Source organism: Pseudomonas sp. LBUM1658, assembly GCF_059716055.1.
The window spans coordinates 495931-520408 of sequence record NZ_CP166798.1 but is presented as its reverse complement, the minus strand read 5'-3'; the positions used below and the strand labels follow the sequence as shown (position 1 = coordinate 520408).

24 protein-coding genes are annotated in these 24478 nt (G+C 60.4%); 8 read left to right on the top strand and 16 right to left on the bottom strand.

The features are described 5' to 3' along the window. The first annotated feature begins 1 nt into the window (after position 1). The 4 genes from ahcY to rhlE2 all read left to right on the top strand — a co-directional run bounded on the left by ahcY (position 2) and on the right by rhlE2 (position 5499). Positions 2 to 1411: an adenosylhomocysteinase gene (gene ahcY, locus ACA064_RS02350; protein WP_489358923.1), complete on the top strand. Its 1410-nt coding sequence runs from the start codon at positions 2 to 4 to the stop codon at positions 1409 to 1411. A gap of 133 nt (positions 1412 to 1544) precedes the next feature. Further along, complete coding sequence (gene metF, locus ACA064_RS02345) at positions 1545 to 2390, top strand: methylenetetrahydrofolate reductase [NAD(P)H] (protein WP_497671953.1); 846 nt, start codon at positions 1545 to 1547, stop codon at positions 2388 to 2390. Positions 2391 to 2582: 192 nt separating this feature from the next. Then, positions 2583 to 3398, top strand: coding sequence for a substrate-binding periplasmic protein (locus ACA064_RS02340; protein ID WP_497671952.1), 816 nt, complete (start codon positions 2583 to 2585; stop codon positions 3396 to 3398). 223 nt (positions 3399 to 3621) lie between these two features. Continuing rightward, positions 3622 to 5499 (top strand): RNA helicase RhlE2, encoded by a 1878-nt coding sequence (gene rhlE2, locus ACA064_RS02335; RefSeq protein ID WP_497671951.1) that lies wholly within the window; start codon positions 3622 to 3624, stop codon positions 5497 to 5499. 147 nt (positions 5500 to 5646) lie between these two features. Here the strand turns inward: rhlE2 and ACA064_RS02330 are convergent, their stop codons facing one another. From ACA064_RS02330 to ACA064_RS02320, 3 genes are all read right to left on the bottom strand, one after another. Next, positions 5647 to 6225, bottom strand: a complete 579-nt coding sequence (locus ACA064_RS02330) for a YceI family protein (RefSeq protein WP_497671950.1) — start codon at positions 6223 to 6225, stop codon at positions 5647 to 5649. 32 nt (positions 6226 to 6257) lie between these two features. Further along, the gene (locus ACA064_RS02325) at positions 6258 to 6809 is read right to left on the bottom strand and encodes a cytochrome b (protein WP_497671949.1); all 552 of its coding nucleotides are present in this window, start codon (positions 6807 to 6809) and stop codon (positions 6258 to 6260) included. Between the two features lie 374 nt (positions 6810 to 7183). Then, on the bottom strand, positions 7184 to 9049 hold the full coding sequence (locus tag ACA064_RS02320; protein WP_497671948.1) for an FAD-dependent oxidoreductase: 1866 nt from the start codon (positions 9047 to 9049) through the stop codon (positions 7184 to 7186). A gap of 224 nt (positions 9050 to 9273) precedes the next feature. Between ACA064_RS02320 and ACA064_RS02315 the strand changes: the two genes are divergently transcribed. Continuing rightward, positions 9274 to 10680, top strand: coding sequence for an adenosylmethionine--8-amino-7-oxononanoate transaminase (locus tag ACA064_RS02315; protein WP_497671947.1), 1407 nt, complete (start codon positions 9274 to 9276; stop codon positions 10678 to 10680). Between the two features lie 113 nt (positions 10681 to 10793). Continuing rightward, complete coding sequence (locus ACA064_RS02310; protein ID WP_497671946.1) at positions 10794 to 11513, top strand: 16S rRNA (uracil(1498)-N(3))-methyltransferase; 720 nt, start codon at positions 10794 to 10796, stop codon at positions 11511 to 11513. A gap of 124 nt (positions 11514 to 11637) precedes the next feature. Here the strand turns inward: ACA064_RS02310 and ACA064_RS02305 are convergent, their stop codons facing one another. Genes ACA064_RS02305 through ACA064_RS02295 form a run of 3 tightly spaced genes read right to left on the bottom strand, consistent with a single transcriptional unit; the run spans position 11638 to position 14186 of the window. Next, positions 11638 to 12540: a transporter substrate-binding domain-containing protein gene (locus tag ACA064_RS02305; protein ID WP_497671945.1), complete on the bottom strand. Its 903-nt coding sequence runs from the start codon at positions 12538 to 12540 to the stop codon at positions 11638 to 11640. Between the two features lie 27 nt (positions 12541 to 12567). Next, a complete protein-coding gene (locus ACA064_RS02300) occupies positions 12568 to 12918 on the bottom strand; it encodes a RidA family protein (RefSeq protein WP_497671944.1) in 351 nt (116 codons plus the stop codon). Positions 12919 to 12944: 26 nt separating this feature from the next. After that, positions 12945 to 14186, bottom strand: a complete 1242-nt coding sequence (locus ACA064_RS02295) for a D-amino acid dehydrogenase (protein WP_497671943.1) — start codon at positions 14184 to 14186, stop codon at positions 12945 to 12947. Positions 14187 to 14293: 107 nt separating this feature from the next. Between ACA064_RS02295 and ACA064_RS02290 the strand changes: the two genes are divergently transcribed. Beyond that, positions 14294 to 15208 carry a LysR family transcriptional regulator gene (locus ACA064_RS02290; RefSeq protein ID WP_497671942.1) on the top strand — a complete coding sequence of 305 codons (915 nt, stop codon included), beginning with the start codon at positions 14294 to 14296 and terminating at the stop codon, positions 15206 to 15208. A gap of 11 nt (positions 15209 to 15219) precedes the next feature. Here the strand turns inward: ACA064_RS02290 and trhA are convergent, their stop codons facing one another. Then, positions 15220 to 15837: a PAQR family membrane homeostasis protein TrhA gene (gene trhA / locus ACA064_RS02285; protein WP_497671941.1), complete on the bottom strand. Its 618-nt coding sequence runs from the start codon at positions 15835 to 15837 to the stop codon at positions 15220 to 15222. A 233-nt stretch (positions 15838 to 16070) separates the two neighbouring features. Between trhA and ACA064_RS02280 the strand changes: the two genes are divergently transcribed. Beyond that, complete coding sequence (locus ACA064_RS02280) at positions 16071 to 16985, top strand: LysR family transcriptional regulator (RefSeq protein WP_497671940.1); 915 nt, start codon at positions 16071 to 16073, stop codon at positions 16983 to 16985. Between the two features lie 137 nt (positions 16986 to 17122). On the opposite strand, the gene madM is transcribed toward ACA064_RS02280, so the two are convergent. The 9 genes from madM to mdcA form a co-directional block, all read right to left on the bottom strand. Then, positions 17123 to 17887 (bottom strand): malonate transporter subunit MadM, encoded by a 765-nt coding sequence (madM, locus tag ACA064_RS02275; RefSeq protein WP_150642400.1) that lies wholly within the window; start codon positions 17885 to 17887, stop codon positions 17123 to 17125. Between the two features lies 1 nt (position 17888). After that, positions 17889 to 18305 (bottom strand): malonate transporter subunit MadL, encoded by a 417-nt coding sequence (gene madL / locus ACA064_RS02270; protein WP_497671939.1) that lies wholly within the window; start codon positions 18303 to 18305, stop codon positions 17889 to 17891. A 67-nt stretch (positions 18306 to 18372) separates the two neighbouring features. Then, entirely contained in the window at positions 18373 to 19305 is a 933-nt protein-coding gene (gene mdcH, locus ACA064_RS02265) for a malonate decarboxylase subunit epsilon (RefSeq protein ID WP_497671938.1), read from the bottom strand. Beyond that, positions 19302 to 19919 carry a malonate decarboxylase holo-ACP synthase gene (locus ACA064_RS02260; RefSeq protein ID WP_497671937.1) on the bottom strand — a complete coding sequence of 206 codons (618 nt, stop codon included), beginning with the start codon at positions 19917 to 19919 and terminating at the stop codon, positions 19302 to 19304. Before ACA064_RS02260 ends, mdcH begins: the two co-directional genes overlap by 4 nt. A 5-nt stretch (positions 19920 to 19924) precedes the next feature. Further along, positions 19925 to 20728 carry a biotin-independent malonate decarboxylase subunit gamma gene (gene mdcE, locus ACA064_RS02255; RefSeq protein ID WP_497671936.1) on the bottom strand — a complete coding sequence of 268 codons (804 nt, stop codon included), beginning with the start codon at positions 20726 to 20728 and terminating at the stop codon, positions 19925 to 19927. Next, positions 20725 to 21576: a biotin-independent malonate decarboxylase subunit beta gene (locus ACA064_RS02250; RefSeq protein WP_497671935.1), complete on the bottom strand. Its 852-nt coding sequence runs from the start codon at positions 21574 to 21576 to the stop codon at positions 20725 to 20727. The genes mdcE and ACA064_RS02250 overlap by 4 nt, the downstream gene beginning before the upstream one ends. Continuing rightward, the gene (locus tag ACA064_RS02245) at positions 21569 to 21868 is read right to left on the bottom strand and encodes a malonate decarboxylase subunit delta (protein ID WP_497671934.1); all 300 of its coding nucleotides are present in this window, start codon (positions 21866 to 21868) and stop codon (positions 21569 to 21571) included. The genes ACA064_RS02250 and ACA064_RS02245 overlap by 8 nt, the downstream gene beginning before the upstream one ends. Then, a complete protein-coding gene (locus ACA064_RS02240) occupies positions 21868 to 22743 on the bottom strand; it encodes a triphosphoribosyl-dephospho-CoA synthase (RefSeq protein ID WP_497671933.1) in 876 nt (291 codons plus the stop codon). Before ACA064_RS02240 ends, ACA064_RS02245 begins: the two co-directional genes overlap by 1 nt. Next, positions 22743 to 24413, bottom strand: coding sequence for a malonate decarboxylase subunit alpha (mdcA, locus tag ACA064_RS02235; protein ID WP_497671932.1), 1671 nt, complete (start codon positions 24411 to 24413; stop codon positions 22743 to 22745). The genes ACA064_RS02240 and mdcA overlap by 1 nt, the downstream gene beginning before the upstream one ends. Positions 24414 to 24478 lie beyond the last annotated feature (65 nt).

Here is a 24478-nt window from a genome sequence, read left to right as displayed (position 1 = left end):
CATGAGCGCTGTAATCACGCCTGCAGATTTTAACGACTACAAAGTCGCCGACATGTCCCTGGCTGCCTGGGGTCGTCGCGAAACCATCATCGCCGAATCGGAAATGCCGGCCCTGATGGGTCTGCGTCGCAAGTACGCTGGTGAGCAGCCGCTCAAGGGCGCGAAAATCCTCGGCTGCATCCACATGACCATTCAGACTGCCGTGCTGATCGAAACCCTGGTTGCCCTGGGTGCCGAAGTACGCTGGTCGTCCTGCAACATTTTCTCGACTCAGGACCAGGCCGCTGCCGCTATCGCTGCTGCCGGCATCGCGGTTTTCGCCTGGAAAGGCGAGACTGAAGAAGAGTACGAGTGGTGCCTGGAGCAAACCATCCTCAAAGATGGCCAGCCTTGGGACGCCAACATGGTCCTCGACGACGGTGGCGACCTGACCGAACTGCTGCACAAGAAATACCCGGCGATCCTGGACCGCGTCCACGGCGTTACCGAAGAGACCACCACCGGCGTTCACCGCCTGCTGGACATGCTGGCCAAGGGCGAGCTGAAAATCCCGGCCATCAACGTCAACGACTCGGTTACCAAGAGCAAGAACGACAACAAGTACGGCTGCCGTCACAGCCTGAACGATGCGATCAAGCGCGGCACCGACCACCTGCTGTCCGGCAAACAAGCGCTGGTCATCGGCTACGGCGACGTGGGCAAGGGCTCTTCGCAGTCCCTGCGTCAGGAAGGCATGATCGTTAAGGTCTCCGAAGTCGACCCGATCTGCGCCATGCAGGCCTGCATGGACGGCTTCGAACTGGTTTCGCCGTTCATCGACGGGATCAACGACGGCACCGAAGCGAGCATCGACAAAGCACTGCTGGGCAAGATCGACCTGATCGTGACCACCACCGGCAACGTGAATGTTTGCGACTCGAACATGCTCAAAGCCCTGAAGAAGCGCGCTGTTGTCTGCAACATCGGCCACTTCGACAACGAAATCGACACTGCTTTCATGCGCAAGAACTGGGCATGGGAAGAAGTGAAGCCACAGGTTCACAAGGTTCACCGTACTGGCGCGGGCGATTTCGACCCACAGAACGACGACTACCTGATCCTGCTGGCCGAAGGTCGCCTGGTTAACCTGGGCAACGCCACTGGCCACCCAAGCCGGATCATGGACGGTTCGTTCGCCAACCAGGTACTGGCGCAGATCTTCCTGTTCGGCCAGAAGTACGCCGACCTGTCGCCAGCCCAGAAAGCCGAGCGCCTGACGGTTGAAGTACTGCCGAAGAAACTCGACGAAGAAGTGGCCCTGGAAATGGTCCGCGGTTTCGGCGGTGTGGTCACTCAACTGACCAAGCAACAGGCTGACTACATCGGCGTAACCGTCGAAGGCCCGTTCAAGCCGCACGCTTACCGTTACTGATCCATACGCGATCCGCTCCCTGTGGAGCTGGCTGCCTGCGATAGCATCACCCCGGTGTTCCTGAAGCACTGCGGCGCCTGTATCGCGGGCAAGCCCGGCTCCCACAGGTTTTCGAGTTTCCAAGGATACGACCATGTCCCAAGATCGTCGCTACAGCTTTGAGTTCTTCCCGACCAAGACCGATGCCGGGCATGAAAAGCTCCTCGCCACTGCCCGTCAGCTGGCCAGCTACAACCCCGATTTCTTCTCCTGCACCTATGGCGCAGGCGGATCCACCCGTGATCGCACGATGAATACCGTGTTGCAGCTGGAGCACGAAGTAAAAATCCCTGCGGCGCCGCATATGTCCTGCGTCGGCGACAGCAAGAACGATCTGCGCGGCCTATTGAGCCAGTACAAGGATGCGGGTATCACTCGTATCGTCGCCCTGCGCGGTGACCTGCCGTCGGGCATGGGCATGGCCAGCGGTGAAATGCGCCACGCCAATGACCTGGTGAGCTTCATTCGTGAAGAGACCGGCAGCCACTTCCACATCGAAGTCGCCGCTTACCCGGAAATGCACCCGCAGGCGCGCAATTTCGAAGAAGATTTAATCAACTTCGTGCGCAAGGCCAACTCTGGCGCCGACAGTGCGATTACCCAGTACTTCTTCAACGCCGACAGCTACTTCTATTTCGTCGAGCGTGTACGGGCGATGGGCGTGAACATCCCGATCGTGCCGGGCATCATGCCGATCACCAACTACAGCAAACTGGCACGGTTCTCCGATGCGTGCGGCGCGGAAATCCCACGCTGGATCCGCAAGCAGCTGGAAGCCTACGGCGATGATACCCAAAGCATTCAGGCATTTGGTGAGCAGGTCATTACGCAGATGTGCGAACGTTTGCTGCAAGGCGGCGCACCGGGGTTGCACTTTTATACCCTGAACCAGGCCGAACCTAGCCTGGCGGTATGGAACAACCTGAAGTTGCCGCGTTGAAGCAGCAACTAGCTACAAGTTGAAAGCTACAAGCAAGATCAAAAGATCGCAGCCTGCGGCAGTTCCTGCATGAGGTGTATGTATCCTCTGTAGGCGCTTTCGCAGGCTGCGATCTTTTGCTTTTAACGCCTGAACCAGAGCTTCTGGATCCAGCTTCTGGCTCTTTACGGCTTCTCGTCGTAATCTCAAGCAATGCCCCTTATCACCCAGTTGCTGACCGTCCTTATTTTCACTTGCCTGAGCTTCGCAGCCCGGGGCGAGAAGCTGCGCATTGTCACCGAACCCTGGGCCCCTTATGTGTATGAGGAAAATGGCCAGATTCTAGGTCTGGACTACGAAACCACGGCGATTGTCTTCCAGCGCCTCGGAATCGAAGTGGAGTGGCAGTTTCTACCCTGGAAGCGCTGTCTGGCCATGCTCGAGCAAGGTCAGGCCGATGGCGTCCTGGATATATTCCACAGCCACGAACGCGAAAGCACACTGCTTTATCCCAGCGAGCCGCTGTCACAAGTGGAATTCGTGATGTTCTACGCTAATGAGCGACCTCACCTCTTTCGCACCCTCGACGACTTGCGCGGCCTCACCGTCGGGACCTCGCCGGGTTACCTGTACGGTCAGGACTTCAGCGAATCGCCCCTATTCCTGCGCGAACCCGCCCCCAGCCATGAAGCCAACTTCGGCAAACTGATGCGCGGGCGAATCGATCTGTTGATTACTGATCGCCGGGTTGGCCAGTACCTGCTCAACCAACTGAAATTACGGGACCAGATCAGCGAAAATCCGACAGTGATCAGTAGCAATAGCCAGTTTCTGGCGCTGCGGCGCAATGCCGGGATGGATTTGCTGGTGCAGCGGTTCGGTGCCGAGCTCAAGCGCTTCAAGCGTGAACCAGGCTATGCCGCGCTCAGCGCCCGGTATGCTGGCAACGAGAGCCTCGCGGCCCAGCAAGCGATAACGTCAGGCACCCTGGAAAAAACCGTTGAGCAGCAGGAAAGCGGCGCGCAGTGATTGCTCTGTTATACTCCGGCCTTCCCGCCAGGCTCACGCCCGGACGCTCGGTCTTGTAAAAGGCATCTCGACACCGCTACAGCGCAGCTTCTGGCCCGCGCGGGCGCTTTCAGATGAGCCTTCAAGCCTAGCAGGACCGGACGGGATTGCGTCCTCTTAAACGCCATTCGCGCCAGGCAAGACTATCCCTTTGGGCCAAGCCCTAACTAAAACAGGATTACTCATGTCCTTTGCTTCCCTCGGTCTCTCCGAGGCTTTAGTCCGCGCCATCGAGGCAGCGGGCTATACCGAGCCTACTCCGGTGCAACAGCGGGCCATTCCCGCCGTGTTGCAAGGTCGCGACTTGATGGTCGCGGCACAGACAGGTACTGGTAAAACCGGCGGCTTCGCCCTTCCGATTCTGGAGCGGTTGTTCCCCAACGGTCACCCGGACAAATCCCAGCGTCACGGCCCGCGCCAACCACGCGTACTGGTCCTGACCCCGACTCGCGAACTCGCGGCACAAGTGCACGAGAGCTTCAAGGTCTATGCCCGCGACTTGAAGTTCGTCAGCGCCTGCATCTTCGGCGGCGTCGGCATGAACCCACAGGTTCAGGCCATGTCCCGTGGCGTTGACGTGCTGGTGGCCTGCCCTGGCCGCCTGCTCGACCTCGCCGGTCAAGGCAGCGTCGACCTGTCCCACGTGGAAATCCTCGTGCTGGACGAAGCTGACCGGATGCTCGACATGGGCTTCGTCCATGACGTGAAAAAGGTCCTGGCCCGTTTGCCGGCCAAGCGTCAGAACCTGTTGTTCTCCGCGACCTTCTCCAACGACATCACGGCCTTGGCCGGGAAGTTGTTGCACAACCCGGAACGCATCGAAGTCACGCCACCGAACACCACGGTCGAGCGTATCGAGCAACGGGTGTTCCGCCTGGCGGCCAGCCACAAACGTTCACTGTTGGCCCACCTGATTACTGCCGGCGCCTGGGAACAGGTTCTGGTCTTCACCCGCACCAAGCACGGCGCCAACCGCCTGGCCGAGTACCTGGACAAGCACGGCCTCACCGCCGTAGCCATTCACGGTAACAAGAGCCAGAACGCCCGCACCAAAGCCCTGGCCGACTTCAAGGCTGGCGAAGTACGGATCCTGGTCGCCACCGATATCGCCGCTCGCGGCCTGGATATTGACCAGTTGCCACACGTGGTCAACTTCGAACTGCCGAACGTCGACGAAGACTACGTGCACCGGATCGGCCGTACTGGCCGTGCCGGTCGTTCGGGCGAGGCGATCTCGCTGGTGGCTCCGGATGAAGAAAAACTGCTGAAAAGCATCGAGCGCATGACCAAGCAGAAAATCGCCGATGGCGACCTGATGGGTTTTGACTCCAGTGCCGTAGAAGCCGAGAAACCTGAAGTTCGTGAGCGTCCGGATGTGCGTAACCCGCGCAATGCTCCGCGCGGTCCACGTGGTGACGGCCCGAACGGCAGCGGTGGCGGCGGTGGTCGTAAAGACAAGGGCAAGGACAAGGGCGGTAAAGAGAAGCCGGCCGCTGCAGCTCGCTCCGATCGCCCTGCTCGCGAGCAGAAGCCGCGTGAAGGCACTCCGGCCCGCGAACAGCGTCAACCCGCACCGCGTGCAGCGGCTGATCGTGCACCGGATGAGTTTCTCGACGACGATGTAGACAACTTCGGTAATCGCGTTGACTACGTTCCACAGCAAAAGGCACCTCAGGGCCGTGGCCGTCGTCCAGGCGCTCCGGCGCAGGGCGCTGCTGCAGGCGCCGGCACACCGCCACGCAGCGGTGGCGCGGGTCGTCCAAGCGCTCCACGCAATGGCAGCGGCGCCAGCACGGGCACCCCGCCTGCCAAGCGCAGTGGTCCACGTAATGGCGCTCCACGTGACGGTCAGGCCCGTCGCGAAGAGCCGCGCAATCGCCGTCCGGCGAGTGACGATCAGCCAGTACGCCAGGAACCCGCGGTTCAAGGCCCACGCGACAAGCAGCCGAAGATCATGCACAAGGAGTCCAAAAGCGATCGCTTCCCGACACCTGAGCAGCTCGATCAACTGCCAAGCCGTCCACGTGGCGAAAAACCGGCATTGCTGACCCGCAATCGCTGATTTCTCCTGCTAACAAAAACGCCCCCGATCGTAAGATCAGGGGCGTTTTTGTTTGTATGGCGAACTGCTTTTGTAGGAGCTGGCGAAGCCTGCGATCTTTTGATCTTTAAAAGATCGCAGCCTGCGGCAGCTCCTACGGTCTCAACATTATTTCGTTTGAACACCTTCGAACGAGATGTTCAGGTCCAGAGTTTGCGAAGAAGCACCTGGGCCCTTGATGCCGAAGTCGTTCAGCTGAACGGTAGTAGTACCGGCAAAACCGGCACGGTAGCCACCCCATGGATCCTTGCCTTCGCCAATGAAGGTAGTCTTGAACACCACCGGCTTGGTCACGCCGCGCAGGGTCAGGTCACCGGTCACGTCAGCGGTTTTTTCGCCAGTGGATTTGACACTGGTGGAGACGAACTTGGCTTCCGGGTATTTGCTTACGTCCAGGAAGTCTTTGCTGGCAATGTGCTTGTCACGTTCTGCGTGGTTGGAAAACAGGCTGGCAGTTTTCAGCTCGACAGCAATTTTACTGGCTTCTGGCTTGGCAGCATCGAAGCTGAACGAACCGTCCCAATCCTTGAAAGTGCCGTAGATGAAGCTGTAACCCAAGTGGCTGATTTTCCATTCGACGAAGGCATGTTGACCTTCCTTGTCGATTTTGTAGTCAGCCGCCATCGCCTGACCGGCGGACAACAGTGCAGAACCGATTGCCAGAGCGGCGAGAGTCTTTTTCAACATGCTTTCTATTCCTTTGGAGTCGAGGTTGAGCATCAGGCTTTGCGCCCCAGCATTCGCGTCAGGGTCGCGTCACGATCGATAAAATGGTGTTTCAATGCTGCCAACGCATGGAGACCGGAAAAAATTACCAATACCCAAGCCAGGTACAAATGGATCACCCCGGCCGTATCTGCCTGGTCCGGTAGTCCGGAAACCAGTGCAGGGATTTCAAACAGGCCAAACACCGGAATACCGACACCGTCTGCGGTGGAAATCAGGTAACCGGCAATCATCACAGCGAACAGACTGAGATAGAGAAAGCCATGGCCGAAACTGGCACCGAGCCGGGTCAAACGCCCATGGCTGGCCGGGACTGGCGGCGGCAGACTGATAAAACGCCATAGCAGCCGCAGCAACATGATCGCGAACAGCGTCAGGCCAATGCTTTTGTGCAGGTCGGGTGCGTCTTTACGCCAGGTGCTGTAATAGTCGAGGCCGACCATCCACAAGCCCAGGGCAAACAGACCGAAGACCGCGAGTGCCACGCCCCAGTGCAAAAAAATGCTGACCCAGCCGTAGCGGGAGGAAGAGTTACGAAGCTGCATTGCCCAAATCCTGTAAGAACAGCGCCCAAGACTAACGATTTACCTATCGATTTAAAGCGGAAAATTTCGCTTTGAAGTATCGAGAAATACGATCAAGAGTCTGAAGGGGGCTGGTTAAGGAAAGATTAACGACCAGGAAGGACTGGGATGAGGAGCCCAGTGAAACCCTGTGGCGAGGGGGCTTGCCCCCGTTGGGGCGCGCAGCGGCCCTGAAATCTGCAAACCGGTTCTGTCAGGCACACCGCATGTGCAGGCTTTACGACTGCTCCGCAGCCGAACGGGGGCAAGCCCCCTCGCCACAAGGTTCGATGCTCCGCTCAATATCGGGGTTGGATCAAGAAGAGCGCGGCATGGACGCCGCGCCCTGGAGAGGGTTACTGCACTTTGACGTCAGCGGCTGCCGCAGGCTTGGCCGCAAGCTTTTTGACCGGCTCCACGATGGCAGGAGCTTTCTTCGCTACAGGCTTGGCCGGGGCCTTTTTGGCTTCGGTTTTCACCACCGGCTTTTTCGCCGGTTGAGCTTTGGCCGGAGCTTTTTTCACCGGTTCGGCTTTCGCTGGCAGCAGGGGCTTCGGCGGTTCAACCGGCGCAGGCGCAACAACCGGCTCCGGAGTGGATACTGGAGCGGCTTGCGGCGCAGGCGCTGGTTTGGCCGGGGCCTTTTCCGTAGCGCCAAACATCCGCGAGAAGAAGCCAGGCTTGGAGTCTTGCGCTTTGCTTTCGGTTTTTGCCGGTTCAGGTTTCTTGTCGGTCGCTTTATCGGACGAGCCACCGAACATATCAGAGAAGAAATTCCCTTGGCTGGCTTTCGCCGCGCCAGCCGCTGCGACCGCAGCCACCGGCAGCACTTTGGCCGGCTCGAAGGATTTGCCTGCAGCCAGGTCTTCAACCTGGCTGGCCGCACGCTGCCCCGTGCGCAAGGCACCTTCCAGAGTGCCTGGGTACAAGGCGTCGGTATGCTCGCCGGCAAAGGCTACGCGTTGCATCGGACGCTCCCACAGGCGCCAGTACTTGCTGATCTGACCCGGACCGAAGGCCAGGTATGCACCGCCAGTCGATGGGTCGGTACTGTAACGACGGATTTCATAGCCGGTAAACGCACCACGAGCCTGTGGATAAAACGCGTGCAGACGGATCAGCACCTGGTCGACCATCTGCTTGTCGCCGAACGCCTGCAGGATCCGCGCGTTGTCGCCGGACAGGTTGATCACCACATTGGCGCCACCTTTGAGGGCTGGTTCAACCCACAGCATACCCAGGCCAGTGTTGCTGAAAATCTCACCGGACATCCGTGCCTTGCTTTCCCAGACCGGGGTGCTGAACTTCAGCATGATCTGGTCGCGCCAACCGTAATTGGTGCCTTTGATTGCCTTCTGATGCAGAGCATCCAGGGACGGGGTCATCTGGATTTTGCTCAGTGCCCGCAACGGTACCGCCAGCACCACGTAGTCGGCCTGGTAGCCAACGCTACCGACCTTGACCGTGACGCCATCCTTATCCTGGATAATCGCCGAAACCGGCGAACTGGTCTTGATGGTTTTCAGCTCTTTGACGAAGGCCTGGGCCAGCACCGGGCTGCCACCGAGCAAACGCGAAGCTCGCAGGTCGCGATCGGCAATGCCACGATAAACCCGGCTCTGCTGTGCAAAGTACAGCAGCGACAAGCGCGACGGTTCGTCGTAACGACTACGAATCTGCTGATTGACCAGCTGACGCGCGGTGACTGGCAATTGCAGGCGATCCAGCCAATTGGCTACGTTGATCTGGTCAAGTGCGAACAATGTGCTGTTGGCCGCTGGGTTCAGCGGGTCATCGATCGAGCGAGCCAGATCGTCCAGGGTCGTTTCGTAGCGTTTGAGCGCTTCGGCAGTCGCTGGCTGTTTCACCGCCAGATCGGCGACGGTGTAGTAGGTACCGTCGATCAGGTAGCTGGGGGTACGAACGAATTCCGGCGCCGGCGTAGTGCCCAGCTTAAAGGTCTCGATGTACTTGTTCAGGACCGGCTGGGTCTTGCTGTTGCCGATCCATTCACTGGTGGCCATGCCCGAGCGCCCACCCATGCCGGATTTGGCTTCCAGCAGCGTGACCTGCCAGCCTTTAGTCTGCAGCTCGTAAGCCGCGGTCAGGCCCGCCAATCCACCACCGATCACGATCGCCGTGGGTTTGTCCTTTGCCAGCGTCGAGACGCTGAACAGCCCTATAATCACCAGCGCACAGGCGCGCAGCCAAGCAGCAGACATTCTGCGAACTCCAGAAAAAAAGCGAGAAAAGTGTCGGATTATCGAGTCCGACGACTCAAAGAGCCGCGAAGAATACGTCAGGCATCACACGCCCGCCAGCGGCGTCTTCTACCCACTTCAGAGTAGCTGAAACTACGCAATGGGTTGTCCCCGCGTCATGCATTGCATAGGCTTGCGCGATTGTATGTCCGCGCATGTCGAGGACCGCCTCCAGGAGAATGAAAATGGGCCTGAATAATCAGTGGATGCAGCGCGATCTCGCGGTCTTGTGGCATCCCTGCACCCAGATGAAAGATCACGAACAACTGCCGCTGATCCCGATCAAGCGCGGCGAAGGCGTGTGGCTGGAAGACTTCGAAGGCAAACGCTACCTCGATGCGGTCAGTTCCTGGTGGGTCAACGTGTTCGGCCACGCCAACCCGCGGATCAATCAGCGCATCAAGGATCAGGTCGACCAGCTCGAGCACGTGATTCTTGCCGGATTCAGCCATCAGCCGGTGATCGAGTTGTCGGAACGCCTGGTGAAGATGACCCCGGAAGGTCTGACCCGGTGCTTCTACGCCGATAACGGCTCGTCCTGCATCGAAGTCGCGCTGAAAATGAGCTTTCACTACTGGCTCAACCGCGGTCAGCCGAACAAAAAGCGCTTTGTCACCCTGACCAATAGCTACCACGGCGAAACCATGGCCGCGATGTCGGTCGGTGACGTGCCGTTGTTCACCGAGACCTACAAGGCGCTGCTGCTCGACACCATCAAAGTGCCAAGCCCGGACTGCTACCTGCGCCCGGAAGGCATGAGCTGGGAAGACCACTCGCGCAATATGTTCGTCGCCATGGAACAGACCCTGGCCGAGAACCATGACACTGTCGCGGCGGTGATCGTCGAGCCGCTGATCCAGGGCGCCGGCGGTATGCGCATGTACCACCCGGTGTACCTGCAATTACTACGCGCAGCCTGCGACCGCTACGGCGTGCACTTGATCCACGATGAAATCGCCGTCGGCTTCGGCCGCACCGGGACGATGTTCGCCTGTGAACAGGCCGGTATCCGCCCGGACTTCCTCTGCCTGTCCAAAGCCCTGACCGGCGGTTATCTGCCGCTCGCCGCGTGCGTGACCACCGAGGATGTCTACAGCGCCTTCTACGACGACTACCCGACCCTGCGCGCCTTCCTGCATTCCCACAGCTACACCGGCAATCCGCTGGCCTGTGCGGCGGCGCTGGCGACCCTGGATATTTTCGAACAGGACAACGTGATCGAGAACAACAAGGCCCTCGCCCAACGTATGGCCACGTCCACTGCGCATCTGGTCGATCACCCGCATGTGGCGGAAGTGCGTCAGACCGGCATGGTGCTGGCCATCGAGATGGTTCAGGACAAGGCCAGCAAGACCGCCTATCCGTGGCAAGAGCGGCGCGGCCTCAAGGTGTTCCAGCATGCGCTGGAGCGTGGCGCGTTGCTCAGGCCCCTGGGCAGCGTGGTGTATTTCCTGCCGCCCTATGTGATTACCCCGGAGCAGATCGACTTCCTGGCCGAAGTGGCCAGTGAAGGGATCGATATCGCCACTCGCAGCGACATTCGCGTAGCGGTACCGGCGAATTTCCATCCGGATTTTCGTGATCCGGGCTAAGGTCCGACTCCGAGCCACAGTTGTGAGAGGGTTTGTGTGGCGAGCTCCCTCGCCACAGATGTTTTCCAGATCAAGTTCTTCGCCACACATTCGACTTTCAACAGAGATCCAGAATGAGACTGTCCCGCTTCTTTATCGACACCCCCTTGAGCCTCGGCGAACACGAACTGCCGGAGGCTCAGGCGCATTACATCAGCCGTGTGCTGCGCATGGCCGAAGGCGATGCGCTGCAGGTGTTCGACGGCTCAGGCTTTGAGTTTCGCGGAAAGTTGCTGGAAGTCGGCAAGAAGCGCGTGGTGGTCCAGCTGGATGAAACCTTCTCCGGGCAGATCGAATCGCCGCTGCAGATTCATCTGGGTCAGGGCTTGTCCCGTGGCGAGCGGATGGATTGGGCAATTCAGAAAGCCACCGAGCTGGGCGTTACCGAAATCACCCCGATCTTCAGCGACCGCTGCGAAGTTCGCCTCAAGGACGAGCGCGCCGACAAGCGTCTGATGCACTGGCGCCAGGTCGCCATCAGCGCCTGCGAGCAATGCGGGCGTTCACGGGTGCCAGTGATTCATCCACCGCTGTTGCTGGCCGATTGGCTGAAACAGGCCGAAGCCGAATTGAAGCTGGTGCTGCACCCGGTGGCCAAGCCGCTGCTCAGCCATGCCAAACCAGCGACGCTGGCGTTCCTGATCGGCCCGGAGGGCGGGTTGTCCGACGCTGAAGTCGATCAGGCTCAGGACGCCGGCTTCCAGCCCGCCCGCCTCGGCCCACGGGTGTTGCGAACCGAGACGGCGCCGGTGGTGGCGTTGGCGGTGGCCCAGCAACTTTGGGGTGATTTCTAACCGCACCATTGTTGATTTGCGGTGGCTGGGAAAAGATCGCAGCCTGCGGCAGCTCCTACGGATTTTCGTCCGCTCGCCATCGGGGGTTGAGCCGGTTGGCGCAGCCTGCGATCTTTTTGTCGATTTATTGCACCGGATCGCTCACCGGCTTGGCGATGATGGCCTTCAGCTCGCTGGTCATCGGGAACTCAAGGTTCAGCCCCTTGGGCGGGATTGGCTGTTCGAACCAGCGCTGATAGATCCCGTTGATCTCACCCGAGCGGTACAGATCCGCCAGCGTTTCGTTGACCAACGCGAGGAACTGCGGATCATCCTTGCGCACCATGCAGCTGTAGATTTCCCGCGACTGTTCTTCCCCTACCACCACCCATTTATGCGGGTCGCGGGCCTTGGCGCGCTCGCCATACAACAGCGCATCATCCATATAAAACGCTGCGGCCCGACCGGTTTCCAGCATCTGGAAGGCTTCGCCGTGATCCTTGGCGCTGATCACGAACATGTCGATCTTGTGCTCGACGTTGTAGCTCTTGAGGAAGCGTTCGTTAGTCGTGCCCGCAGTGGTCACCACGTTCTTCCCGCGCAAGTCGGCAAAGCTCTTGATGCCGCTGTCTTTCGCGGTCAGCAGTTGGCCTTTGACATAGATAAACCCATAGGAAAACGCCACCTGCTTCTGCCGCTCGGCGGTGACGCCAGTGGAGCCGCATTCCAGATCGACGGTGCCGTTCTGCACCAGCGGGATGCGCGTCTGCGAAGTCACCAGGTTGTACTTGACCTTGAGTTGCGGCAGCTCGAGTTTGTGCTTGATCCGCTCGACAACTTTGCTCGCCAGGTCCACCGAATAGCCCATCGGCTGGCCAGAGTTGTCACCCACATAGGAAAACGGCACCGACGCATCACGGTAGCCCAGCGTGATGCTGTTGGCATTGGCAATCTTGTTCAGCGTTCCCGCAAGTGTCGCCTCGGTGGCCTGCAGTTGGGTGCTGAGCAGAAGGCCCAGGGTGCAGCCGATCAACGTGATTTTTTGCATTGTTATTCTCCGTTGTGGGTGTGGGGATTAGCAGCGAACCGCGATGACACTGATTTCCACCAGGATTTCAGGTCGCGCCAGTTCGGCTTGCAAGGTGGTGCGGGTGGGCGCCTGGCCAGGCGCTAACCAGGCTGACCAGATCTCATTCATCGGGGCGAAATCATTCCGAATGTCTTTCAGGTAAATGGTCGCGTTGAGCAGGTGATCCTTGTCGCTCCCCGCCTCGGCCAACAGGAGGTCGATCTTTTCCAGCACCTCGCGGGTCTGGCCAGAGATCTCGGGGCTTGCTCCCGGGACCTGGCCGGAAAGAAATATCAGGTCGCCGAAGGTCACGGCAGCGCAGAGTCGGCTGTTGCTGTTGATCCGATTGATGGTCATGGGATTTTCCTTCTGCTGGATGAGTGTCAGGCGGCAGCGGGCGCGAGGCCCAGCATGTCGATCGAGGTACTGCGTTGGCCAATCAATTCGCTGAGCAGTCGGGCGCTGCCGCTGGCCAAGGTGAAACCCAGGGCGCCGTGACCGAGATTGAGCCAGAGGTTGCGATAGCCACTGGCGCCGATCAGCGGCACGCCGCTGGGGGTGGCCGGCCGCATGCCGGCCCATTCGATGGCGGCGTTGTAGTCCCCGGCATTCGGGAAAGTTGCGCAGGCCTGGCGTTTCATCAGCGCCAGGCGTTTGGGATCAACCGCTGGATCGAACCCGACGATGTCCACCATTGCCGCTATCCGTAGCTGCTGCCCGATACGGGCGTAAACCATCTTGCGGTCGTAATCGGTGATGCTGATGTCCGGCGCGTGATGCTGCATACCAATCGGCACGGTGAGGCTGTAACCCTTGAGCGGATAGAGCGGCACCCGCACACCGGGCAGCGCTAGCGCCGGGCTGCGATGGCCGGCGGCGATCACCAGTTGTTCGACCGGCAGGACTTCGCCACCCAATTCGATGGCCTGCACCGCGCCGTTGCCGTGACGAATGCCCGTCACCGTACGGCCAAGCAGGAACTCGCAGCGACCGGAAGCCTTCAGCTTCGCCGCCAGTTGCTGGCAGAAGGCGTAACAGTCACCAACCTCTTCGTCCGGGGTGTAGATCGCGCCGACAAAGGGCGAGTCGGCCAGTGTGGGCTCCAGCTGTGCGCAGTCGGCCTGAGACAAAACTTGCTGGTGCCGGGTATCGGCCAGGTTGTGCCGGGCATGGGCAAAACTGCCCGAGTTGCGGAAGGTCACCAGCTTGCCGTTGCGCCGCCAGTTGAACCCCTCGAGGTGGTCTTCTTCGCGCCAGCACTGCAGCGTGCTCTGGCTCAACAGGGCCAGACGCAACAGATGGCCAGCGTTCCGGCGATTCACTGAACTGCGGCACGCACCGAGGAACGACGCCATCCAGCGCCATTGTGCCGGATCGAAACGCGGGCGCAGCTTTAACGGTGAATCTCCGCGCAACATCCAGCCGATCGCCTGCAAGGGCACGCCGGCATCCGCCAGCGGCGCGACGTAGCGATAAGAGAGTTGGCCACCATTGGCGAAGCTGGTTTCGCTGCCCAGCGAGTCCCGAGCCTCGACCAGGGTCACGCCAAAGCCGTCACGAACCAGTGCGTAGGCCGTTGCCAAGCCGATTACGCCACCTCCGATGATGCAAACCCGTTGAGCCATATCAGTCCTTAGCCGCAATTGGAACGAGCTTCAGATTAGGACCAGGTGACAGGCGCGGAACAATGAATAAAGATGCGCTAACCATAAACAAAGGTTATGGACTAGCCATGCGATTGCGACATATCGAGATCTTCCAGGCCATCCGCCAGACCGGCTCGGTCAGCGGCGCGGCGCAACTGCTGCATGTCTCACAGCCGGCGGTGACCAAGGTCCTGCAGCACGCCGAACTGCAGTTGGGCTTCCCGTTGTTCCTGCGGGTGCGCGGCAAACTGCAAGCCACACCCGAGGCGCTGGAGCTGGAGCGCGAGGTCGATAAGGTCACCGAAAGCCTGCAAGGCGTAAGGCGCCTGGCCCAGAGCTTGCGCCGCGATCCGGGTCACAGCTTGCGTATCGGTGCCACACCGGCGCTGGCCCTGTCGCTGCTGCCACCGGCGATCAGCGAATGGACCCGGCGTTACCCGGACATTGTCTGCGAGCTATCCAGCGCCCATAGCCGCGAACTGGTGCAGAACCTGTTGATGCGCGAGATTGATGTCGCCCTAAGCCTGCAGCCGCCGGATCACCCAGGGCTTAAAGCCCAGGCGTTGGCTCACGGCGTGTTGGTGGTATTGGCGCCCATCGATTACTGGGCCGACGAGAGCAAGGGCAAACCATTGCCGTTGATGGAGCTGGCGAATGCGCCATTGATTGGCTTGTCCAGTGCCGATCCGCTGTCGGCGAAACTCGACAGCTACCTGAAAGCCGTCGAACCGCCGCCACGGATCAGCATTGCCGTGCAGACTTATTCACTGGCCAGGGCCATGGTCGAATCCGGTGCCGGACTGGCGGTGATCGACCCGTTCACCGCCCTCGGGGCGTCGCCCACCAGCACCGCCATACGCCCGCTGGCTCCGGCGCTGCCGATCAGCCTGTACGCCGTGACCCGCGCCAATGAACCGCCGCCGCACACCCTGAGCAATCTGCTGGAGATCTTCAGCAGCCGGGCGCAGGAGCAGTTGGATCGGTTGATGGATAAGGGTTGATCGCGGTGCCGTCACAACACATAAAACAGGATCGCCACAAAATGCAGCAAACTGCCGGCGATCACGAACAAATGCCAAATCCCATGGGCATGGCGTAGACGGTTGTCGAGAGCGAAGAAAATAATTCCCACGGTGTACAACACCCCACCTGACGCCAGCCAGGCGAAACCGGCAGTGCCCAGCGCCGCCAGCAACGGCTTGACCGCCACCAGCACGATCCAGCCCATAACCGCATAGATCACGATCGACAGAATCCGTGCCTCGGAACGCGGCTTGATCTCTTGCAGGATGCCGATGATCGCCAGGCCCCAGACAATCCCGAACAAGGTCCAGCCCCAAGGTCCACGCAAAGTAACCAGACAGAACGGTGTGTAACTCCCGGCGATCAGCAAGTAGATCGAAAAATGATCGACCTTTTGCATGATGGTTTTCTTGCGCCCTTGCACGCTGTGATACACCGTCGAAGCGCTGTACAGCACCAGCAAGGTGAAACCGTAAATCGCCACGCTGACAATCTTCCAGGGGCTGCCGTCCAGACTGGCAATCACCAGTAACCAGACCGCCCCGATACTCGCCGCGACCGCACCCACCAAATGCGTCCAGGCGTTCAATCTTTCCCCGTGATACATGCGTCACTTACCTCATCTACCGACCCAACATCACCCAAGGCTCAGGCCTTAAGCCTAAAAGCACAATGTCTATGCACACATCCAACTGTAGGAGCTGCCGAAGGCTGCGATCTTTTGATCTTCAGCGCCAGAGAGGTCGCTAAAGATCGCAGCCTTCGGCAGCTCCTACAAAAGCACGAGCCAGGCTCCCGACAGTTGGGCACAATCAAGTCATTCGAATAAGAGTCCGCGCCATGCTGATCGATGAAGAGTTGACCCTGAAAAAGCTCGAGGTGTTCCTGGCCTTCATGCGTACCGGCAATCTGGCGCGAGCGGCGGTTGAGTTGCAGACCAGCAATGTCAGCGTGCATCGGGCCATCCACTCCCTGGAAAGCGCCCTGCGTTGCCCCCTGTTCAAACATGAAGGGCGCAACCTGACGCCACTGGAAAGCGCCTATGTGCTGGAAGAACGCGCACAGAAGCTGATCCAGGACGTGGTCGAAACCGTGCGTCTGACCCGCGAAGCCGCCGGATTCTCCGCGGAGCGCTTCAAGCTGGGCTCGTTGTATTCACTGACGGTCAAGACCGTGCCGCAACTGATCATGGGTCTGAAAATCCGCCGCAGCGAACTGAATATCGACCTGATTCTCGGCTCGAATATCGATCTGCTGTACAAGCTCAAAAACATGGAAGTCGACGCGATTCTGGTGTCTCTCGACGACAGCATGAACGACCCGGACTGTGAGCAGATTCCATTGTTCTCCGACGATATCTTCCTCGCCACACCGGCCGATTCACCCTTTGCGCAACAAGCGGAAGTCGACCTCAGCGATGTACGCAACGAAACCTTCATCACCCTGACCCAGGGCTTCGCCACTCACCAGGACGGTAATCGGGTGTTCAAACAAGCAGGCTTCGAGCCGAAGGTGGCGATGCAGGTCAACGACATCTTCACCCTGCTGAGCATGGTCAGTTCCGGGGTCGGTTATGCCTTGCTGCCGGGGCGGATTGCGGCGGTGTATGAAAACCGGGTGAAGCTGATTCCATTGCAGGCGCGTTATCGCCTGCAACAGCATATCGGCGTGGTGTTTCTCAAGGCCAAGGAGCGCGATCCGAATTTGTTGGCGCTGTTGGCGGAGTGTCGGATGTATGCCCATCGGCATGCCTGAGACACCGCGGCGCCTGCTTCGCGAGCAGGCTCGCTCCCACAAGTACAGTGTCGAACCCATCTTTGTTGATCGACACACAACCCTGTGGAGCGAGCCTGCTCGCGATGACGGAGTAACATTCAACACAAACCTGGAACCTACCCCACAATCCCCCGCACAATGAAATACAACAACGACGGCCCCAGCAGACAACCCAACCCGGTATGGAAAGTCGCCGTCAGCGCCCCATAAGGCACCAACCGTCGATCCGTCGCCGCCAACCCCGCCGTCACCCCGCTGACCGTGCCAGCCAAACCACCGAAGACCATCGCCGAGCGCGGGTTATCCAGCCCCATCCAACGGGCGGCCATTGGCGTGCCGACCATCACCAGAATCGCCTTGATCAGCCCCGTGGCAATCGACAGCGCCACCACATCGGAACTCGCCCCAATCGCCGCACCGGTCACCGGACCGACGATGTAAGTCACCGCACCGGCACCGATGGTGGTCATGCTCACCGCATCGCGATAACCGAATACCCAGGCAATGCTCGCACCGACGATAAACGGCAGCACCGTGCCCAGCACCAGCGCGATCGCCCCGATCATTCCGGCCTTGCGCGCTTCAGTGGCCTGCACCTCGAACGCCGTGGCGACGATCGCGAAGTCCCGCAGCATGGCACCGCCCATCAGCCCGATGCCGGAAAACAGCGCCAGATCCGCCAGGCCTTTTTGTCCGCCGGTAATAGTCCCGCCGACCCAGGCCAGTACCAGCCCGATGACGATGGCAATCGCCGAGCCGTGGATCCGCCCGAAAGTCAGGCGCTTGGACAGCACCACCGAGACCCACATGATCACACCGACAAACGCGAATGCCGTGACCAGACCGTTATGTTCCAGGCCTTTTTCAATGAGATCCCACATATCAACGCCCCCCTGCGGTAACGGCAGACTGCGCGATATCGTCCGGCTCATCCGGCAGTGGCTCGCCTTTGTGAGTCCGGCTGATCAAGGCAATGGTGCATCCGCAAATCACCACTGAGCCGATCGCCGCCAGCACCGCCACCGGGCCGCCGTGCAGCGCGGTCACCACGTTTTGTTGCGCGGCCATGGCCACCACCACCGGAATATACATGGCACCCCAGAAGCCGACACCCAACTCGCACTCCTTGCTCATGCCGCCCTGCCGGTGCGTCCACAACCGCGCACAGATCAACAGGATCATGGCGATACCCACACCGCCGACGTTCGACTTCACGCCCAGCAGCACGCCGAGCATGTCACCCAGAATCACCCCTGCCAGCGTACAGATCGCCAACAGCGCCACACCGTAAATAATCATTGTTGTAATCCTCAAAGTGCATCGTCGAAGTTGTTGTTTTTGTCCTTCGAAAGCCTGAGCAAGGTGTCTAGGGCTGGCTTCCCTCCTCACGCAACAGTGCTTGCAAGGTGTCCAGACGCGCACCGTCGAAAGCAATGGCCGTGCCTTGTTCAAACACCCGGCGCGCCAGCCCGGTAAGCACCGCACCCGGCGGCAGTTCAATCTGCAGCCGCACGCCACGCTCGTAAGCGCTTTGTACGGTGCCGCGCCAGTCGACAACCCGGCACATGTTGAAAGCCAGATCGTCGCGCAGCTGCTCGACCGTACGAATCGGCCGGGCGCGACTGCCGCTTAAATAACCCAGCGTTGGAACCTGCAGAGGCACCTGGGCAAAGGCTTGCGCCAAAACCCCGGCCGGTTGTTCCAGCAGTGGACAATGGGACGGCACGCTGACCGCCAGCCGCTTGGCCAGACCGGCACCACAACTGCTAGCCAGCTTGGCGACCGCTTGCATCGCCCCATCGCTACCGGCGATGACTACCTGGTTATCGGCGTTGATATTGGCCAGGTAGACCGGTGTTGGCGGGCGATGAACCTGCGCCAGCAACGCCTCCACCGTCGCCAGATCCAGACCGATAATCGCGGTCATTCCATAGCCCTGTGGATAAGCCTGCTGCATCAACTCACCACGCAGGCTGACCAGACGCAGCGCATCGCTGAACGCCAATGCACCGGCCACCACCGCCGCCGGATAGGCACCGATCGACAGCCCGGCCACGTAGTCCGGTGCCGGCGCTTGCTGCAACAGCAAACGCGAACCGGCAATCCCGGCGATCAGCAGACAGAGCTGAACCGCACGGGTCGAGGCCAGCGCCTGAGTGGAGTCCAACTGCAAAACGTCCTGCCCCAGCACTTCGCTCGCCTCTTTCAAGCAAGCTTCAACCTCTGCGTTTTGCGGCAGACGATGAAGCATGCCCGGCTGCTGCGCACCCTGGCCCGGGAACACCAGCAGACTGCTCACGCTGCCTGCTCCAATGCCTGCCATGGATCCAGCACCAACCGTGCACCGCTGGCACTTTTGAGCAACACCCGCTGCGCCGAACCGGCCCATTCACGCAAGGCGACGGCGCCGTTGGGTGTTTGCAATTGCAGGTCCACCGGGCAAACGGCTGCGTCCAATTGCTTTAACAATTCCAGGGCCTGAACACGACTCAGCGGCTGTGGGGTACGCAGGATCAGATCGAGATCGCTGTGCTGATGCAGCGCCGCGACGCCACTGGCCAACTCGAACCCGGCACTGCCGCTGACACCCCAACTCAGGCCGCCAACGTCGAGCAATGGACGCAATTGAGCCAAAGCCTGCAGCGCCGGCCAGTTCCGATCCGTCTCGACATGACAAAGCTCCTCCGGCCGCACTCGCCGCTGGATCGCCGCGACCGCCATCACCGTGGCGTAACGCTGCTCACGCATACGCCCGCGCACGCCGACAGCGATCTGGTTGGCCGCAGCCAACGCGCGCCGTACCACAACCGGCTGACCGGCGCTCATGGCCTCAACGGCCCAGGCTGGCGCATCGGCAGGTAACTGTTCTGGAGTCAGTCCCCAGAGCAGGTCATGGGCAAGTATCCCGGTCATCTCGCTCACCACTGTTCGCGCAACAACTGCCGAACCTTGCTCGACGCTGCTCGATTGCTGGCACCCAAGCGGCTGCTCAGATCATGACCACTGGCTTCAACGTCGTGGATCGCCTGAGCCAGACAAGCATTCACCTGAGCCAGATCACTGGTTGTTGGCTGCTCGATCTGGCTGACTTCCAGGGTTTCCCACAGCAAGCCAAGGCTGGCGAAGCTGTCGATGTCATAAGCCATCGGCGGTACGCTGGCGGCCAGGGCTTCGAGCTCTTCGACGCTGCGCAAGGTCACTCGCGCCGCCGAGGCCTTGCCCATGGCATGCACCATCACACCGGGATCGCGCAGGGCGATGAGTCGGTTCGCTTGATATCCATGAGCGAGAAACGCCCCGGACATGGCCTTGCCGACCAACAGACTGATCACCGCATGCCCGGCCAATCGTGCCCGGGCATAACTGTCCACCGCGCCCGCCAATGCCTGATGAATGCCCAGTGCTTCTTCGCGTCGGCCATAGGCCTGACTTGGCACGTCGACGATGACGATCAAGGCTCGTTTGTGCGGCTGGTTGCGATCCGCCTCGATCACTTCATCAATCGCCTTGGCCAGACCCCAGCCTTCCAGCAGACCGACTTCGCCGTTGCGAGCGCGGACGAAGCGGTTTTGCGGGTCCGCTACCACGGCGAGAAAGCGCACCGGTTGCTCGCCCAGCAAACCGTCGGCGACTTTCAACGAAGCGGGTAATCCGTTCACGGGTACGGCGCCGGCACTCAAGGCCTGGAACCACTGCAAACCTCTCAGGGAATAGCTACTCATGAGCGCGCTCCTTGATACAGATCGCGAACCGTCGCTGGATCGATTTGCGGTTCGGCATCGAGACGGGCCAGGCGTTGCAGGAATAATTCGGCCTGACGGCTGCGTTGTTCGCTCGGCAGACCCTGTTGCAGCAGTTCACTGACCTGCTGCTGAATCTGCGCCACATCGTCGGCCACATAACGGTCCACTAAACCACTGGCAAACCGCTGCTCACCTCCGGTCAGGCTCCAGATAAACGGCCGATCGCGGGAGTCGTATTCCTCAAGTCCTGCTTCCTGCTCGATCACCTGCGGGCCGTTGAGACCCAGGCGGGCTTCCCGGGTTACCAGCAGATAGCTGCACAACCCCGCGGCAATCGACATGCCGCCAAAGCAACCGACGCTGCCGGCCACTACGCCGATCACCGGCTGGTATTGGCGAAGGTCAACGATGGCGGCATGGATATCAGCAATCGCTGCCAGCCCCAGGTTGGCTTCCTGCAAGCGCACGCCACCGGTTTCCAGCAGCAACACGGCGCGGGTGGCAATGCCGTTGCGGTTGTCCTCGGCTGCCAGTTCCAGCGCGCCGGCGATTTTCGCTCCGCCCACTTCACCCAGGCTACCGCCCTGGAAAGCGCCTTCTATGGCCGCGATCACCACCGGCAAACCACCGATGCTGCCCTTGGCGATCACCACGCCGTCATCGGCTTGCGGGACCACGCCCTGGCGCGCCAACCACGGCGACATCAGTCGTTGGAACGGATCAAGTAGTTCGCGAAAGCTACCGGCGTCAAGCAGGGCTTTGGCCCGCTGGCGAGCACCGAGTTCGACGAAGCTGTGCTTGTTGAGCAAGGCTGTACTGTCAGTCATGACCGATCTCCTCGAAGCCTTGTTCCAGACGCAAACGCACCACACCCGGCGTAGCACCGAAATCATGAATATCGATCAACAACGCCGGGGGCATCGATTCGTCGAACATCCGCTCGAACAAGTGCCGCCAACGTTGCGCGCTGCCGTTGACCGAGGTCTGCACCTGGATCGTCAGCTTGCCGGCCTGGCCCGGTTCCAGCAGTACTTCCAGATCACCGGAACCGACACAGCCCACCAGCGCCCGGCCCTTGGCCGGCTGCCCGGCGGGGAATTCAAAGGATAAGGTTTCCATCAAAATGCTCCCTGGATGAAGCTGTCGCCAGACTCGATACGATCGATAAACAGGCAAGCCGCGAGCAGATCCGCAGCGCCGCCGGGCGAGGCATTCAACGCCAATAATTGTTGGTCCAGCTCATGCAGCCGACGACGTCCGCCAAGGCTTGCGCTGCCACCGGCGTCGAGCACCGCTTGCGCGCCGTGTTGCATGGCTTGCAGGCCGGTTGGACCTGCGCGATAGAGCACGCAGGTGTCGGCCAGGCCAGTCATGATTGCCAGCAAGGCATCGAGCCGGGCGTTCTGTTCGCCATGGCCATCGGCACGGCTGCGTTTGAGTTGCGGTAACGCGCGTTGCATCACAGCAGGGAAGCCGAGTTGCGCTTCTTCTCGGGCTCCGCGTGCGCCATAACGTTCGGCGACTTGGGCACCATGGCTGAGGGGACGCGGGGAGTAACGGTCGTCGAGCAAGGCCAGGCGTGCGGCGCGCAAGGTTACTGCGCCAGGGCCAGTGGATTCAGGTTCCAGTGCCGCAGCGGCAACCAGCAGACCCAAAGCCCAGATCGCACCGCGATGGGTATTGACGCCATTAGTGGTGGCCAGCATGAGTTGCTCACCTTCACGACCAATACGGCCGAGGGCTTCGCGCAGCGGCAGGCCGACTTCAGCAAACTCGAGAGCCGCTTCAGCCATTTCCTTGAATGCCGGCCATAAGGACAACGCCGAGGCGTGCATCAGCCCCAGGTACAGATCACTGTGGGCGCCATTGCCGCGACGATCGACCAGCGCCGGTTTCGGCGAGAGGTCGGCTTCATCGATCAAGGCCTCCACCGCCAGATCCGCCAGGCGTTCGGCCAGAGAGAGGGTTTTGGGTTGCAGGTTAAATGCGTGCATTACCAGCTCCTGAATTTGGCGGGCGGGTTGTACAAGCCACCCGACCACTCCACCAGATCGGCGACACTTTTCGCCGCGAGCAATTCGCGGGTGGCGTCGGTGCGACGGATGCCGAGGTCTTCCGGCAGCGCGATCAAACCTTCGCGACGCATGCGGGCAGTGTCTTTCGGGTTATGCCGCATGCCGATGACGGTCACCCCGGCGACTGCAGCGATCATTGCCTGGCGCTCTTCCAGGGAGCGGGCCTTGTACAGGTAGGCAATGCCTTCTTCGGTGAGCAGGTGGGTGACGTCGTCGCCGTAGATCATGATCGGCGCGAGTGGCATGCCACTTTTTTTTGCCACTTCGACCGCGTCCAGGGTCTCGACGAAGGTCGGTTTACCGCCCTCCTGAAAGGTCTCGACCATCTGCACCACCAGCTTCTTGCCGCGTTCGAGCAAGGCTTCAGGGGCATCGCCATGACGCATATCCAGCCAGGCCGGCGTGCCATGACGGCGACCGCGTGGATCATGACCCATGTTCGGCGCACCGCCGAAGCCGGCCAGGCGTCCACGGGTGACAGTCGAGGAGTGGCCATCGCCATCGACCTGCAAGGTCGCGCCGATAAACAGGTCCACCGCGTATTGCCCGGCCAGTTGGCAGAACATCCGGTTCGAGCGCAGCGAACCGTCCCGCCCGGTGAAGAACACATCCGGCCGCGCGGCGATGTAGTTTTCCATCCCAAGCTCAGTGCCGAAGCAATGCACGCTCTCGACCCAGCCACTTTCGATGGCAGGAATCAGGGTGGGATGGGGGTTGAGGGTCCAGTTGCGGCAGATCTTGCCCTTGAGCCCGAGGGACTCGCCGTAGGTCGGCAGGATCAGTTCTATGGCCGCAGTGTTGAAACCGATGCCATGGTTGAGCGACTGAACGTTGTGCTTTTCATAGATGCCGCGGATCGCCATCATCGCCATCAACACGTGCACCGGTTTGATGTGCCGTGGGTCGCGGGTGAACAACGGTTCGATGTAGAACGGCTTATCGGCGACCACCACGAAGTCGACCCAAGAGGCGGGAATGTCCACGCGGGGCAACTTACTGACGTCGTCCACCAACTGGTTGACCTGGACAATCACGATGCCGTCGCTGAAGGCGGCGGGTTCGATCAGCGCCGGGGTGTCTTCGGTGCTCGGCCCGGTGTAGATGTTGCCCGCGCGGTCGGCCATGAAACCGGCCGAGAGCACCACGTTGGGAATCAGGTCCACCACCAGCCGGGCATAGAGTTCGATGTAGGTATGGATCGCGCCGATTTCCAGCAGCCCGTCTTCGAGCAACTGGCTGATGCGCAGGCTTTGGGTGCCAGCGAAGGAGAAGTCCAGCTTGCGGGCGATACCGCGCTCGAACAGGTCAAGATGCTCGGACCGGCCGACGCTGGGCATGATCATGTGCAGATCGTGCAGCTTTGCCGGATCGGCCTTGGCCAGAGAGCGAGAAAGGAAGTCCGCCTGCTTCTGGTTGTTACCTTCAAGCACCACCCGGTCGCCGGGCATAATCAACGCCTCCAGCGCCGCGACAATCTTGTCGGTCGGCAACACCACACCATCGGCGAGACCCCGCACTTGTTCGAGGCGACGCTGCTTTTCGCTGCGCCGCCGCGTCCAGCGCGAGTCGGGGGATATTATTGTTGTCATGCTCACTCCACGGGTTCGCTGTCGTGGAGCTACCTTAGGAGCGAATGGATAACAGCATCAATCAA

Excerpts from the sequence above, each read along its gene's own strand:
- ACA064_RS02340 (WP_497671952.1), top strand. The coding sequence starts at position 2,583 with ATGCCCCTTATCACCCAGTTGCTGACCGTCCTTATTTTCACTTGCCTG.
- ACA064_RS02295 (WP_497671943.1), bottom strand. The coding sequence starts at position 14,186 with ATGGCTCAACGGGTTTGCATCATCGGAGGTGGCGTAATCGGCTTGGCA.
- madM (WP_150642400.1), bottom strand. The coding sequence starts at position 17,887 with ATGTGGGATCTCATTGAAAAAGGCCTGGAACATAACGGTCTGGTCACG.
- mdcA (WP_497671932.1), bottom strand. The coding sequence starts at position 24,413 with ATGACAACAATAATATCCCCCGACTCGCGCTGGACGCGGCGGCGCAGC.
- ACA064_RS02290 (WP_497671942.1), top strand. The coding sequence starts at position 14,294 with ATGCGATTGCGACATATCGAGATCTTCCAGGCCATCCGCCAGACCGGC.
- ahcY (WP_489358923.1), top strand. The coding sequence starts at position 2 with ATGAGCGCTGTAATCACGCCTGCAGATTTTAACGACTACAAAGTCGCC.
- madL (WP_497671939.1), bottom strand. The coding sequence starts at position 18,305 with ATGATTATTTACGGTGTGGCGCTGTTGGCGATCTGTACGCTGGCAGGG.
- rhlE2 (WP_497671951.1), top strand. The coding sequence starts at position 3,622 with ATGTCCTTTGCTTCCCTCGGTCTCTCCGAGGCTTTAGTCCGCGCCATC.
- ACA064_RS02260 (WP_497671937.1), bottom strand. The coding sequence starts at position 19,919 with ATGACCGGGATACTTGCCCATGACCTGCTCTGGGGACTGACTCCAGAA.
- ACA064_RS02315 (WP_497671947.1), top strand. The coding sequence starts at position 9,274 with ATGGGCCTGAATAATCAGTGGATGCAGCGCGATCTCGCGGTCTTGTGG.
- metF (WP_497671953.1), top strand. The coding sequence starts at position 1,545 with ATGTCCCAAGATCGTCGCTACAGCTTTGAGTTCTTCCCGACCAAGACC.
- mdcE (WP_497671936.1), bottom strand. The coding sequence starts at position 20,728 with ATGAGTAGCTATTCCCTGAGAGGTTTGCAGTGGTTCCAGGCCTTGAGT.
- ACA064_RS02305 (WP_497671945.1), bottom strand. The coding sequence starts at position 12,540 with ATGCAAAAAATCACGTTGATCGGCTGCACCCTGGGCCTTCTGCTCAGC.
- trhA (WP_497671941.1), bottom strand. The coding sequence starts at position 15,837 with ATGTATCACGGGGAAAGATTGAACGCCTGGACGCATTTGGTGGGTGCG.
- ACA064_RS02240 (WP_497671933.1), bottom strand. The coding sequence starts at position 22,743 with ATGCACGCATTTAACCTGCAACCCAAAACCCTCTCTCTGGCCGAACGC.
- ACA064_RS02280 (WP_497671940.1), top strand. The coding sequence starts at position 16,071 with ATGCTGATCGATGAAGAGTTGACCCTGAAAAAGCTCGAGGTGTTCCTG.
- ACA064_RS02325 (WP_497671949.1), bottom strand. The coding sequence starts at position 6,809 with ATGCAGCTTCGTAACTCTTCCTCCCGCTACGGCTGGGTCAGCATTTTT.
- ACA064_RS02320 (WP_497671948.1), bottom strand. The coding sequence starts at position 9,049 with ATGTCTGCTGCTTGGCTGCGCGCCTGTGCGCTGGTGATTATAGGGCTG.
- ACA064_RS02300 (WP_497671944.1), bottom strand. The coding sequence starts at position 12,918 with ATGACCATCAATCGGATCAACAGCAACAGCCGACTCTGCGCTGCCGTG.
- ACA064_RS02310 (WP_497671946.1), top strand. The coding sequence starts at position 10,794 with ATGAGACTGTCCCGCTTCTTTATCGACACCCCCTTGAGCCTCGGCGAA.
- ACA064_RS02245 (WP_497671934.1), bottom strand. The coding sequence starts at position 21,868 with ATGGAAACCTTATCCTTTGAATTCCCCGCCGGGCAGCCGGCCAAGGGC.
- ACA064_RS02250 (WP_497671935.1), bottom strand. The coding sequence starts at position 21,576 with ATGACTGACAGTACAGCCTTGCTCAACAAGCACAGCTTCGTCGAACTC.
- ACA064_RS02330 (WP_497671950.1), bottom strand. The coding sequence starts at position 6,225 with ATGTTGAAAAAGACTCTCGCCGCTCTGGCAATCGGTTCTGCACTGTTG.